The following is a 13112-nucleotide window of genomic DNA, read 5'->3' as shown; positions in this document are numbered from 1 at the left end:
TAAAACTTTAAAATATAAACTATAACTTTGCTATAATTATGCTTTATATTTTAGAGGTGTGAATGAATAAGATTTTATTACTAGCTGATGGACCTTTTGCGAAAGATTTTTTAAAGAAAATTTATAATAACAAAACCTTCAAAGAGTCTTTGAGTGTTGTGTATTATAATGATGATAGCGTAGACTTAGACTTAGAGAATGAACAAATTTCTTTTTTTAAATTTGATCCTACGAGTTTGATTAAGCTAGAAAATTTATTAAAAGAAAATTTTCATCAAGCTATTATTTATATGCAAGAAGAAGCAGATACATTAGCTTGCTATCAAAATTTAAGAAAATTACATCCAAGATTAAATATAGTTATTATGGATTTGTGGAATAGCCAAATTGATGATAATTTTTGTGAAGTAATTAATATTTATGATACTTTAAGTACAAGATTGACAGGTTGTTTGGATAATATGCCTTCAATGGCACAATTTATAGGGCTTGGACAAGGTGAGATTATGGAGGTTAAAATTCCTGCAGGGTCAAGCTTTGCTTATAGGCACATAAGCTCTATTAGCCAAAAACGCTTTAAAATCGTAATGGTTTATAGAAATAATGAATTTATTTTGGCAAGACCTGGGCTTATTTTAATGCCAAATGATAGCATTTTAATCGTAGGTGATCCTAAAGTTTTGCAAAGTGTTTTTACTAATGTTAAAACAAGCTTAGGACGCTTTCCATCGCCTTTTGGAGATAATATACTTTGTATTATAGATATGAAAAAAATGAGTGAGTTTGCTATAGAAAAGCTTATTTTTGCAAGCTTGCTTTTGCATGTAAGAATCAATAGCAAAAAACTTTATTTTAAGGTGATTAATCCTACTTTAACTCCTATGTATTATAAACTTAAATCCTTGCATAAAAATAGCACTGAAGTGATATTTGACTTTGAAAGCACAAATATAAAAAACATTAAACCTTTTGTGGAAAATACTAGCATAGGTTTGCTAGTGGTGGAGGATTATCTTTTTGAAAAAGAAAAAAGTTTTCTTTTTACTTTAAAACTTCCTGTGTTAAAAGCAGGTAAAGGGGATTTTGCAGATTTAAAATCTTCTGTAGTTTTAAGTTCAAATTTTGAAGATGTAGAGGGTATTGCTTCTATTATGCTTGATTTTAACAAGCAAATTCAACTAGGCCTTGCCTTGTATTACTATGCTTTAAAATTAAATAAAGCCGAAATTTTTGAATATCATCAGTATTTTGAAAGCCTTTCAAAACTTCATGATGAAAAATTACTTTTGATAGAAGAAAAAGAACATAATCCTATCAATAAATTTTCTTACAAACAAAATATATTGCATTTTGTACCATTTAATGAAAAAATTTTAGGAAACAATTTCAATAAAATTTTAAAAACGGATTTAAATACGATATATTATAAGATGAATAAAAATTATCAATTGTTTATACCATCATTGTGAGAAAAGAATGCAAGTTAAGGTAAATTTAGATAAAAATACAAGTTATAATGTCTATATAAATGAGTTAGAAAAATTAAATTTTAATACTAAAGTAGTGATTTTAACTAATGAATTAGTTGCAAAACTACATTTGGATACACTTTTGAAAAAAATTCATGCTAAAGAACTTTTTGTTATAAAAATCAAAGATGGTGAAGAGTATAAAAATTTACAAACTATAGAATATATCTTAGATCAAATGTGTACTTATAGGCTAGATAGAAAAAGCTTGCTTATAAGCTTTGGTGGCGGGGTGATCTCTGATATGGGTGGTTTTGTAGCAAGTATATATCAAAGAGGGATAGAATTTATCAATATCCCAACAACTTTACTAGCTTGTGTGGATGCAAGTGTGGGTGGTAAAACCGGGGTGAATAATAAATTTGGTAAAAACTTAATAGGTACTTTTTATCAGCCAAAAGCGGTGTATTGTGAGAGTAAGTTTTTAAAAACCTTACCTTCAAGAGAACTAGCTGCTGGCATGGCTGAATTTATCAAAATGGTTGTGGTTTTTGATGAAGCAATTTTATCTTTTTTAGAAAATTTAGATGAGGATAAATTTTTAAATACTAAACTTGATGATATTACCTTGGCTCAAATCATCCAAAAAAGTATAGAACTTAAAGCTAATGTGGTTTCACAAGATGAAAAAGAAAGTGGCTTAAGAATGCTTTTAAATTATGGTCATACTTTTGCTCATGTTATAGAAAATCAAACAGGATATAAAAAGTACTTACATGGTGAAGCCGTGGCTATAGGTATGAACATGGCAAATATTCTAGCTTTAAATTTGGGGTTATTAAGCGAGCAAGAATGCCAAAGAGTACAAAAATTGCTTGTGAAATTTAAATTACCCATATCTTATAAAATTTCAAATATAGAAGAGTTTTATAATGCCTTTTTCTTAGATAAAAAAACACATTTTCAAAAGATTAATTTTGTTTTAGCTTGTGGTTTAGGAAAAGCTTGTATAAAAAATGATATATCTAAAGAAGATATTTTATACACTTTAGAGGTGTTTGCATGAAAAAAATTATATTGATTTTACTTTTACCCTTTACATTACTTTTAGCGCAAGATGATATAGAGCATTTAGAACAAAAATTAAATGAATTACATAATAATTTAGCATATAATACTTGGATAATTAAATATAATAATTTTAACATTTACAAAAAAACTCAAGATGAAATTTTGGCTTTAGAAAAAGAAAGTTTAAAAGCTAATGAACGCAATAAAAGCATTATAGAAAGACAAATTTTAATTTTAAAAGAAAGACTAGAGCTTTTAAGTGAGTATAAAAGTGCAAATTTTTCTAAGATGGTTTTGGCACCCGAAGAAGTTGATAAAATAGATAAGCTAACTAATCCTTTAGCTATTATTTCAGCATACTCACATATAAAAAAATTAAGACGTGACAAAGAAGAATATGTCAATCTTTTAAATAGTTTTAAGCAAACTTTAGATGAGCTTATAAAAGAAAATGTTTTAGTAGCTGAAATAGCTAAATTATCTTCTAATAAAGAGCATGATGAATATTTAAAAATATCCAATCAAATGGTTAGAGATTTTTCACAAACTCTGCGTTTTGGAGAAATTTCTTATTCTGTGTATGAGAAAAAAATTCAAGAAGAGATTGAAAAAACGACAGCTTCAATTAAAATTCAGGGTGTAAGAGCTTTCAATATAGTTTTGGCTATTGTTATAGTTGTAGCCATAGCATTTTTACTCAAATTTATAGCTAGAAAATATATAGGTGATAATGATCGCTTTTATACAGCAAATAAAATCATTAATTTTATTAATATCAATGTAATTGTTTTAATCTTGCTTTTTGGATATATTGAAAATATCAGCTATTTAGTGACCGTTCTTGGTTTTGCTTCTGCTGGTTTGGCTATTGCTATGAAAGATATGTTTATGTCTATGCTTGGTTGGTGTGTGATAGTTTTTGGTGGAAGTTTTAGAGTGGGTGATAGGGTGAGAGTTTTTCAAAACAATACACATTATATCGGCGATATAATTGATATTTCATTTTTAAGAATAACTTTGTATGAAGATATATCTTTACTAACTTATACAGATAATCGAAGAAGTGGTAGGATAATTTTCATACCAAATAACTTTATTTTTACCAATCTTATATCAAATTATACTCATCATGGGATGAAAACAATTTGGGATGGACTTGATATTACTTTAACTTTTGATTCAAATCATCAAAAAGCCTTAGATATAGTAGAAGAAATCGTTATAAAAGCTTCCAAAGGCTATACAAAAATTGCAAAAGAATCCATGAATAAATTAAGAAATGAATACAGCATTAGAAATCCTAAAGTAGAACCTAGGTTTTTTACATTTTTAGAAGGTTATGGTATGAGAATTTCTGCTTGGTATATGACAAATTCTTATGCGGCCTTGGTTTTAAGAAGTAATATAAGTAAAGAAATTATCAATGAATTTAATAAACATGATGATATAAAAATAGCCTATCCATCGCAAAATTTATATATGGCAAAACATGAATTTATAGAAAATAAGGAAGATATTTGAAAAAAAAGGTATATTTTAAAACTTTTGGTTGTAGAACTAATATTTATGATACGCAATTATTAAAAACTTATATTAAAGATCATATTGTCACACAAAATGAACAAGAAGCTGATGTGATAGTGGTAAATTCTTGCACGGTTACAAATGGTGCTGATAGTGGGCTTAGAAGTTATATTAATAGTGTAAAAAAAAATGGAGTTAAGGTTATACTTACAGGCTGTGGTGCTGTAAGCAAGGGAAAGGATTTTTTTAATAAAAAAGAAATTTTTGGAGTTTTAGGAGCTTCTAATAAAGATAAAATTAACGAGTTAATCTCACAGGATAAAGCCTTTTATGAGCTTGGAAATTTACGCTTTATCGATACAAAAATCGTAAGTAATTATGAAAATCACACTAAAGCTTTTGTAAAAATTCAAGAAGGATGTGACTTTGCTTGTAGTTATTGCATAATCCCAAGTGTTAGAGGTAAATCAAGAAGCATGCCAAGCGAGGAAATAATAAAACAAATCAAACTTTTGGCTCAAAATGGTTATAGTGAAGTAGTTTTAACGGGTACTAATATAGGAAGTTATGGTTTAAAAGATAAAACTACACTTGGAAAGTTACTGCAAGAAATAGGCAAGATTAATGGTATAAAAAGAGTAAGACTTGGGAGTTTAGAACCTGCTCAAATTGATGAGAGTTTTAAAGAAATTTTAGATGAAGCTTGGCTTGAAAAGCATTTGCATATTGCCCTGCAACACACTCATGAAAAAATGCTACGCATTATGCGTAGAAGATCACACACGCAAAATGATTTAGCATTGTTTAATGAATTAAATCAAAAAGGTTTTGCTTTAGGAACAGACTTTATCGTAGCACATCCTGGGGAAAGTGAGTTGATATGGCAAGAAGCTTTAGAAAATTTCAAACAATTTAAACTCACACATATCCATGCTTTTATTTTCTCACCACGCGATGGAACGCATTCTGCTTCTATGAGTGAGCGAATTAATGGTGATATAGCCAAAGAAAGATTAAATATTTTAAAAGATATAGTCGCACAAAATAATTATGAGTTTAGAAAAAACCAAAAAAATATTTTAGAAATTTTAGTCGAGAGTAAAAAAGATGGTTTTTATGAAGGCTATGATCAATTTTTTAATAAAATCAAAATTACAAGCAAAGAAGATATTGCTAAACAATGGATAAGTATTGAAAAATATGAATGCAAAGAAGATTGTAACTATGTAAGGTTAGAGGATGAAAAATAAAAAGATTATCTTGGCTTCATTTTTATTGCTTTGTGTTTTTATATTGATTGCATTTTTAAAAAATCAACCAGATTATATTAGCAAGGCTGCTTATGAAGAGCTTTTAGAACAAAATTTAATCCAAAAGGCTATAGTAGAAAATAATGAAATATTATTAAAAAGCAAAGAAGGAAATTTTTTAATCGCTAAAGATGTAGTGGATTTAAATGCTTTGTGGCAAAAAATTCCTTTAGAATATGCTAAAGATTATGATTTGAGTGAGTTTTTTTTGATATTTATTTTACTTGCTTTTCTCATAAGCTTTTTACTCTTTCTTAATAAAAAAAACAAAGATAGGCAAAATTTACTTTCTTTAGAAAAAAATATTTTAGAAAAAAATGAACAAAATAACACCATACAAGATGTAGTAAGTGAAGTTAAATTTAAAGATGTAGCAGGGGTTGATGAGGCTAAGGTGGAGCTTTTGGAAATCGTTGATTTTTTAAAAAATCCTCAAAAATATAAAGATTTTGGCGTGAAAATGCCAAAAGGCGTTTTGCTAGTAGGCCCTCCTGGAGTAGGTAAAACCTTGATAGCAAAAGCAGTAGCAGGTGAAGCTGGGGTGCCATTTTTTTATCAAAGTGGGGCTAGTTTTGTAGAAATTTATGTAGGTATGGGCGCAAAAAGAGTTAGAGAGCTTTTTTTAAAAGCTAAATCAAAAGCTCCAAGTATTATTTTTATAGATGAAATTGACGCAGTTGGTAAAAGTAGAGGGGATTTTTCCAATGTAGAAAGAGATAATACGCTAAATCAACTTTTAACTCAAATGGATGGATTTGAAGATAATAGTGGTGTTATAGTGATGGCTGCTACAAATAAAATCGATCTTATGGATAATGCGTTATTAAGATCAGGGCGTTTTGATAGAAGAATTTTTATATCTTTGCCTGATTTTAAAGATAGAATGCATATTTTGCAAAATTATATGAAAGAAAAAAAATCTAGCGTAGATTTGGAAAAAATTGCAAAAGCTAGTGTGGGTTTTAGTGGAGCTGCCTTGGAGACTTTAGTTAATGAAGCGGCTATTAATGCTATAAGAAGAAAATCAGATTTAATAGAAGAAAATGATTTTTTTGCAGTGCTTAATAAAGTTTTAATGGGTAAAAAAAAGATTTTTTCTCTAAGCGACAAGGAAAGAAAAATTCAAGCCACATATCAAGCAGCTAAAGCCTTGTGTGCTTTTTATTTTGATGTTAAATTTGAAAAAATTACCCTAATTGAAGATAGGTTTAAAGAATATGAAAATACTATCAAATCAAAATCAGAATTATTAAATAAAATAAAAGTTTTTTTAGCAGGTTCAGTTGCTATGGAGCTTATTTTTAATGAAAGTTACACTAATGCACAAAGTGATCTTTTAAAGGTTAAAGAATTGCTCGTTTTTATGGAAACTTTCGCTATGGCAAATGAGGGTTTATTACAAGAGCAAAAGCAAGAAGTGAAAGAATTTTTAGAATTAATGAAAGAAAAAGTAGTGAGATTAGCTAGTATTCTTTTAGAAAATGAAAAAATAGAAAAACAAGATATAGAAAAAATTATAATGGAGTGAAAATGGTAAAAATAGGAATTTTGGTACTTTCAGATAGAGCAAGTGGCGGAGTTTATGAGGATAAATCCGGAGTAGAGATAGAAAAAATTTTAGATTCTTATATAAAAAATGAAAAAAGCTTTTATTATGAGCTAATTCCTGATGAGTATGATTTAATCATAGAAAAATTAGCTTATTTGGCTGATGAAGTAAAATGTGATTTGATTTTTACTACAGGAGGTACGGGGCCTGCTTTGCGTGATGTGACACCAGAGGCAACACAAGCAGTGTGTGATAAAATGCTTCCAGGTTTTGGGGAGTTAATGCGTGCAAAAAGCTTAGAATATGTACCAACGGCTATACTTTCAAGGCAAAGTGCAGGTATAAAAGGAAAATCATTAATTATTAACTTACCGGGTAATCCAAAAGCTATAAGAGAATGTATTGAACCTATATTTCCTGCTATTCCTTATTGCGTAGATTTGATAGGTGGAGCTTATATTGAAAATAATGAAGAAGTAATTTCTGTGTTTAGACCAAAGAAAAAATAAGTCTAGTTAGACTTATTTTGAGGTTTCATAACCTTGTGATAAAAGTGCATTCATACCACCTTTTAAATCAGTAACTTCAATGCCATTTTGATCTAGTAAAGCAGAAGCCTTAGCACTTCTTGCTCCACTTCTGCAAACTATAGCGATAGGTTTTTTACTTGAAATCTTTTTAATTTCCTCAACGAAATTTTTATTCAAGCTTCCATCTTCATTATAAAAGCTAATTTTAATGGCATTTTTTATTGTGCCAGTTTGTACCCATTCACTAGGTTTTCTAATATCGATTACTTGATAATTTTCCAAAATATCCGCATTAATATCGATATTTTTAACTTCTGCTAAAACAAAACTAGCACAAAGCATTAAAGATAAAAATATTTTTTTCATAATCAACCTTCTTTTGTTGCTTCATAACCTTGTGATAAAAGTGCAACCATGCCACCATCTAAATTAGTGCATTCTATACCTAGAGCATCTTCTATCATCATAGCAGTATGTTTGCTTCTTGAGCCTGTAGCGCACACAAAGGCTATGTTTTTATTTTGATAATCTACTTTTTCTTTAAACTCTTGGATAAAGTTTTCATTCATAAAGCCATTATCATCGCAAAGTGCGATGAGTACAGCTTCTTTTATAACCCCATTTTTCCATTCGATTGGGGTTCTTACATCTATAATGCAAAATTCGTGCAAAATATCTTTAGAAATAGCTATATTTTTCATTTTTCTAAAGCCTTGGAAACGATTTTACTTAAAGCATTGTTAAATTCGCTAGGGTTGTCTATACCCATACCTTCACTAAGCTTAGCCATATTTAAAAGAATATGTGCCATTTCATTAGCTAAAGTATCATTTTCTTTTAAGGCTTTTAAAATTTCATGATTAGGATTGATTTCAAGTATAGGTTTAACTTGCTGTTCTTGTCCCATTTGTTTAAGAATTTGTTGCATAGCAAAATCAGGTTTATTTTGATCATAAACAATACAACTTGGACTATTTGAAAGTCTTTGGCTAAGTTTTACCTCTTCAACTTCATCTTTTAAAACTTCTTTTATTTTGATGAGTAAGCTTGCAAATTCAGCCTTTTGTTCTTCGCTAGTTTCTTCACTAGCTAGATGGTTAATAGCGCTAAATTTTAAACCTTCAAATTCATTCATCATAGGCATAACTATGGTATCAATTTCCTCATCAAGTAATAAAACATTGATATTTTTTTGTTTATAGCTTTCAAGAAGCGGAGAATTTCTTAAAAGTTTTTCATTTTTTCCGCTAATATAAAAAATTTCATTTTGACCTTCAGCTAGGTTTTGTTTATACTCTTCAAGATCAATTAATTCTTCTTTATTTGAGTTTTTAAAATATAAAAGCTTAGCTATAGCGTCTTTATTTTCGCCAAAACCATATAAACCTTCTTTTAAAACTTTTCCAAAATTTTCATGGAATTTAAGATAATTTTCTTTATCTTTTTCTTTGAATTTTTTAAGTTCAGCTAGGATTTTTTTAACACTTGCTTCTTGAACGCTTTTTAAGATTTTATTTTCTTGTAAGATTTCACGACTAACATTAAGCGGTAAATCTTCTACATCAATAATCCCACGCACAAATCTTAGATAAGTTGGTAATAATTCTTTATCATCATCGCTTATAAAAACTCTTTTAACATAAAGTTTTAAACCACTTTTATAATCTACTCTATAAAGATCAAATGGAGCTTGTGCAGGTATAAAGAATAAAGAATTGTACTCTATAGAACCTTCAGCTTTTGTGTGGATATAAAGCATAGGTTTGTTTGAATCATGGAAGTTTTGTTCATAAAATCTTTCATAATCCTCAGCTTTTAAACTTGCTTTATTTTGTCTCCATAAGGCACTTGCTGTATTAATTTGAGTGTTTTTTAATTCTTTTTTAGGTTCTTTTTCACCTTCTTCTAGTGGTAAATATTCTTCTTTTTCCATGAAAATAGGAAATTGTATATGATTTGAATATTTTTCTACTATGCTTTCAATGCGGTATGAGTTTAAAAACTCTTCATCTTTTAAATGCAAGGTTATGCAAGTGCCTTGTTCATCTTTATTTGCATCTTCTATTTCATAGCCACTAGCATCAGAAGTCCAAAGATAAGCTTTATCATCTAATGCTTTTTTGCTTAAAACTTCTATTTTAGAAGCTACCATAAAAGCAGAGTAAAAGCCTACACCAAATTGTCCTATAAGTTGAGAGTCTTTTTTGGCATCACCACTTAAGTTTTCTAAAAAGCTTTTTGTACCACTTTTAGCAATGGTTCCAAGATGATTGATTAAATCGTCTTTATTCATACCTATACCATTATCACTTATAGTTAAGGTTTTTGCTTCTTGATTGAAATTAATTTGAATTTTTGGCTCAAATTTTAAATTTTTATAAGCATCATCACTCACGCTTAAATAACTAAGTTTATCAAGTGCATCACTTGCATTAGAAATAAGCTCTCTTAAAAAAATTTCTTTGTTAGAATACAAAGAATGAATCATAAGTTGTAAAAGTTGATTAACTTCAGTTTGAAATTGCATTTATATCTCCTTTATTTAAAAATTAAAAAACCAATCCATACTGCCAAAAGACAAAGGATAACATTTAAAATAATATTTATAAAAAAGTGAAAATAATCACCATTTTGCAAAAATAACAAATTTTCATAAGAAAAAGTTGAAAAAGTTGTAAAGGCACCCAAAAAACCAGTGCTAATTAAATTTTTAGTAAAAATATGCACACCTTTAGAATTTGCATAAGAAAAAAATAAACCTATTAAAAATGATCCTATTATATTGACCATTAATGTCCCATAAGGAAAGTTATGAGGAATGATTTTATTAAAAAGGTTGCTAGTAAGCATTCTGGATATGGCCCCTAAAAAGCCTCCAAAACCTACAGCTAAAATCGTACCAATCAAGCTTGTGACCTTTCGCTATCTAAGATTGTTTGCATTTTTTCTCTAGTTTGCTCAAGCCAATCATCTTTACTTGTATCGACAAGATCTAGAAATACCACTTTTAAAACACCACTATTTGCATTAAAGTTTTGGGTGTCTAAAATTTTAGCTGAATCAACAATTACCACAGGCTGGACTTTTAACTTAAGCTTTTCACTTAAAATTTTAGCTCCGACTTTAAATTTTAAAAGTTTTTGTGTTTTAGATCTTGTGCCTTCTGGAAAAATGGCTAAAATTCTATCCTCATTTAATCTTTCTTTGGCTTCTTTTAAAAGCTTTACTAGGCCTTTTGGACTTCTATCTATACAAATAATTTTTGGTTTTTTAATCAAAGTTTTAAAAACAGGGAGTTCACCTAGTTCTTTTTTAGCTATCCAAGATATATTTTTTGGGCATAAATCTTCCAAAACAACTATATCTAGCAAGCTTTGATGATTGATTAAAAGCAAATTAGCTTGAGGGTGTATAGAACCTTGGGTTTGAATTTTATAGTTTATTACATATTTTTGCAGTTTTGACCATACTTTTCTGATTTTCCAAATTTTTTCTTGCGATTGCAATAATAAAAAGGCAATACATAAAAATATAATAGATAAAATAAATTCTACCCAAAATATTAAAGCTTTAAATCTTTGATAAATCTTCACTTTTCACCCAGCCTATTTTTCCATTATTAAATAAAATTTTTCTGTATTCATCTCTTGAATCTAACACTTCTACTTCTTGTTTGTATTTCCCAGAATAAAAATGAGTTGAGTTTAGAGTTGGTAAAATTTGTACTTTACTTTCAGCTTTTAATATAGCTTTATATATGTTATTTTGAGCTAAAAAACTTGCTATTAGAGCCAAAATTGCCAAACCTAAAGCTGTGTAGCTTTTTTTAAATACAAACCATAAAGCGAAAATACCGCACAAGCTCCATAAAAAAACTTGTTTGTAAAAATTAAAATCATTAGTTTTTGGATTTAAATCACTTTGTGTACTTATACTATCTTCTTTAAGTTCTATTTTTAAGGAAAAATCTTTTAATTCTTTAGAATTTAAATTAAAGTAAGAAAAATCAAAACGCGTTTTACTTTTATCTAAAATAGCATAATAAAATCCACTTTGTTTTTCAAAATCGCCTTTAATAGCCTCTACACCTTGTTTTTGGATATCTTTTATGTTAAAACTTGCTAGATTTGTGTTTTCTCCCGCAAGTTCTATAAATAAAATTATACTATCATTATCAAAACTACTCGCTTTTACTTGTTTAACTTCCAAATTGCTTGCAACTATATGTGAGTATTTATTAGAAGGAGCATCGATTTTTTTAAGTTTAATGGGCTTTATAATTAATGATGAGCTTTGAAAAATATGATCATTTCTACTTAATGAAACGATGATTTTGTTTAAACTAGCATTTAAACTTTTAGCTTCAAACCATAATTTTGTATGATATGAATTAGCCTTTTGTTCCCAAATAGGATTAGGATTGATCCAAAGCATATCATCACTTTTTTCAAAACTCACATTTAAATCAAAACTCACATTAGTTGTGGTAATAACCTCAAGATCCATAGCAAAAGCTTCATCTATGAAAGCTTCATCAGTGTATTCTTTTGCGTTTAATACTAAAGAACCTTGAGGGATGAAATTTTCATCATCGATTTTACTTTCATAATTACTCTCATCACTTGGAGCGATGGTTTGATAAATTTGCTTAGCTTGATCATCTAATTGATTGTAATTTTTTTCTAAAGTGTTATAATCTTCAAAAACACTATTTTCTTGAGCATATAAGTTAAAAGTTAGTAAAAAAAGACAAAAAAATTTGAAGATTTTTAGCAATTTAAAAATCCTTCAAACATTTTAAGTCCTACTTTTGATCCAAGAATATCATCGCACATTCTTTCAGGATGTGGCATTAATCCAAAGACTTTTTTATTTTCATCGCAAATTCCTGCTATATCACTTAAAGATCCATTTGGATTGTTGATATATCTTAGTAAGATCATATCTTTATCTTCTAGCATTTTAATACCATCTTCGCTATTAAAATAATTTCCTTCTCCATGAGCAATAGGTAATTCTATAATGTCATTTTTTTGGAAATTTTTCAAAAAAGCATTATTGTTTGATACTACTTGCAATGCTTGCATTTTAGAAATAAAACTTAAACTATTGTTATGTTTCATAGCTCCTTTTAAAAGTCCAAGTTCTAATAAAATTTGAAAGCCGTTGCATATACCTAGAACATATCCACCTTTTTGAACATGCTCTTTAAGTGTTTTTATAGCAGGAGCAAGTTTTGCAATAGCAGCACATCTTAAATAATCTCCATAAGAAAAACCTCCAGGTAATACGATTAAATCTGCACTAAAATCTTGTCTTTCATGCCAAATGATTTCAGTTTTTACCCCTAATTTTTCAAAGGCATAAGCTGTATCAAACTCACAATTAGTTCCAGGAAAACGAATAATAGCTACTTTCATAATATTATCTCATAATCTTCTATCACAGTATTTGCAAGTAATTCTTTACACATTAAATCAACTTGTTTAAAAGCTTCTTCTTTATCATCACAAGCTATATCAAAACTAATTTGTTTTGAGGTTTTAACATTTGCAATATTATTAAAATCCAAAGAATGCAAAGCCTTTTCTATGGCTTTGCCTTGAGGATCTAAAACCCCATTTTTAAGTGTGATATTTATAGTTACTTTCATTATTTT

At 28.5% G+C, this 13112-nt stretch carries 14 protein-coding genes; 6 read left to right on the top strand and 8 right to left on the bottom strand.

Annotated features, from left to right (window positions below; genetic code table 11):
- The first annotated feature begins 62 nt into the window (after positions 1–62).
- Genes L8X28_RS05480 through mog form a run of 6 tightly spaced genes read left to right on the top strand, consistent with a single transcriptional unit; the run spans position 63 to position 7432 of the window.
- Positions 63–1469 carry a COG3400 family protein gene (locus L8X28_RS05480; RefSeq protein WP_263665748.1) on the top strand — a complete coding sequence of 469 codons (1407 nt, stop codon included), beginning with the start codon at positions 63–65 and terminating at the stop codon, positions 1467–1469.
- Positions 1470–1476: 7 nt separating this feature from the next.
- Positions 1477–2535, top strand: coding sequence for a 3-dehydroquinate synthase (gene aroB, locus L8X28_RS05475; protein ID WP_263665747.1), 1059 nt, complete (start codon positions 1477–1479; stop codon positions 2533–2535).
- Positions 2532–4061, top strand: coding sequence for a mechanosensitive ion channel family protein (locus L8X28_RS05470; RefSeq protein ID WP_133318947.1), 1530 nt, complete (start codon positions 2532–2534; stop codon positions 4059–4061). The genes aroB and L8X28_RS05470 overlap by 4 nt, the downstream gene beginning before the upstream one ends.
- Positions 4058–5314, top strand: coding sequence for a tRNA (N(6)-L-threonylcarbamoyladenosine(37)-C(2))-methylthiotransferase MtaB (mtaB, locus tag L8X28_RS05465; RefSeq protein WP_263665746.1), 1257 nt, complete (start codon positions 4058–4060; stop codon positions 5312–5314). The genes L8X28_RS05470 and mtaB overlap by 4 nt, the downstream gene beginning before the upstream one ends.
- Positions 5304–6902 carry an AAA family ATPase gene (locus L8X28_RS05460; protein ID WP_220566232.1) on the top strand — a complete coding sequence of 533 codons (1599 nt, stop codon included), beginning with the start codon at positions 5304–5306 and terminating at the stop codon, positions 6900–6902. Before mtaB ends, L8X28_RS05460 begins: the two co-directional genes overlap by 11 nt.
- Before the next feature lie 2 nt (positions 6903–6904).
- Complete coding sequence (gene mog / locus L8X28_RS05455; protein WP_412175527.1) at positions 6905–7432, top strand: molybdopterin adenylyltransferase; 528 nt, start codon at positions 6905–6907, stop codon at positions 7430–7432.
- Between the two features lie 12 nt (positions 7433–7444).
- On the opposite strand, the gene L8X28_RS05450 is transcribed toward mog, so the two are convergent.
- Genes L8X28_RS05450 through purS form a run of 8 tightly spaced genes read right to left on the bottom strand, consistent with a single transcriptional unit; the run spans position 7445 to position 13106 of the window.
- Positions 7445–7819 (bottom strand): rhodanese-like domain-containing protein, encoded by a 375-nt coding sequence (locus L8X28_RS05450; protein WP_263665745.1) that lies wholly within the window; start codon positions 7817–7819, stop codon positions 7445–7447.
- A gap of 2 nt (positions 7820–7821) precedes the next feature.
- Positions 7822–8154, bottom strand: a complete 333-nt coding sequence (locus L8X28_RS05445) for a rhodanese-like domain-containing protein (RefSeq protein WP_263665744.1) — start codon at positions 8152–8154, stop codon at positions 7822–7824.
- A complete protein-coding gene (gene htpG, locus L8X28_RS05440) occupies positions 8151–9980 on the bottom strand; it encodes a molecular chaperone HtpG (protein ID WP_263665743.1) in 1830 nt (609 codons plus the stop codon). The genes L8X28_RS05445 and htpG overlap by 4 nt, the downstream gene beginning before the upstream one ends.
- A gap of 11 nt (positions 9981–9991) precedes the next feature.
- Positions 9992–10360: a fluoride efflux transporter CrcB gene (gene crcB / locus L8X28_RS05435; protein ID WP_263659675.1), complete on the bottom strand. Its 369-nt coding sequence runs from the start codon at positions 10358–10360 to the stop codon at positions 9992–9994.
- On the bottom strand, positions 10357–11046 hold the full coding sequence (locus L8X28_RS05430) for a lysophospholipid acyltransferase family protein (RefSeq protein WP_263665742.1): 690 nt from the start codon (positions 11044–11046) through the stop codon (positions 10357–10359). The genes crcB and L8X28_RS05430 overlap by 4 nt, the downstream gene beginning before the upstream one ends.
- Positions 11024–12229 carry a hypothetical protein gene (locus L8X28_RS05425; protein ID WP_263665741.1) on the bottom strand — a complete coding sequence of 402 codons (1206 nt, stop codon included), beginning with the start codon at positions 12227–12229 and terminating at the stop codon, positions 11024–11026. The genes L8X28_RS05430 and L8X28_RS05425 overlap by 23 nt, the downstream gene beginning before the upstream one ends.
- Positions 12223–12873 (bottom strand): phosphoribosylformylglycinamidine synthase subunit PurQ, encoded by a 651-nt coding sequence (gene purQ, locus L8X28_RS05420; RefSeq protein WP_263660311.1) that lies wholly within the window; start codon positions 12871–12873, stop codon positions 12223–12225. Before purQ ends, L8X28_RS05425 begins: the two co-directional genes overlap by 7 nt.
- A complete protein-coding gene (gene purS / locus L8X28_RS05415; RefSeq protein ID WP_133318938.1) occupies positions 12870–13106 on the bottom strand; it encodes a phosphoribosylformylglycinamidine synthase subunit PurS in 237 nt (78 codons plus the stop codon). Before purS ends, purQ begins: the two co-directional genes overlap by 4 nt.
- Between the last annotated feature and the right edge of the window lie 6 nt (positions 13107–13112).

Source organism: Campylobacter sp. CNRCH_2016_0050h (genome assembly GCF_025772605.1).
Taxonomy (GTDB): Bacteria; Campylobacterota; Campylobacteria; order Campylobacterales; family Campylobacteraceae; genus Campylobacter_D; species Campylobacter_D lari_D.
Note: the sequence above shows the minus strand (reverse complement) of the source record. Positions and strands in the feature narration are given on the sequence as shown.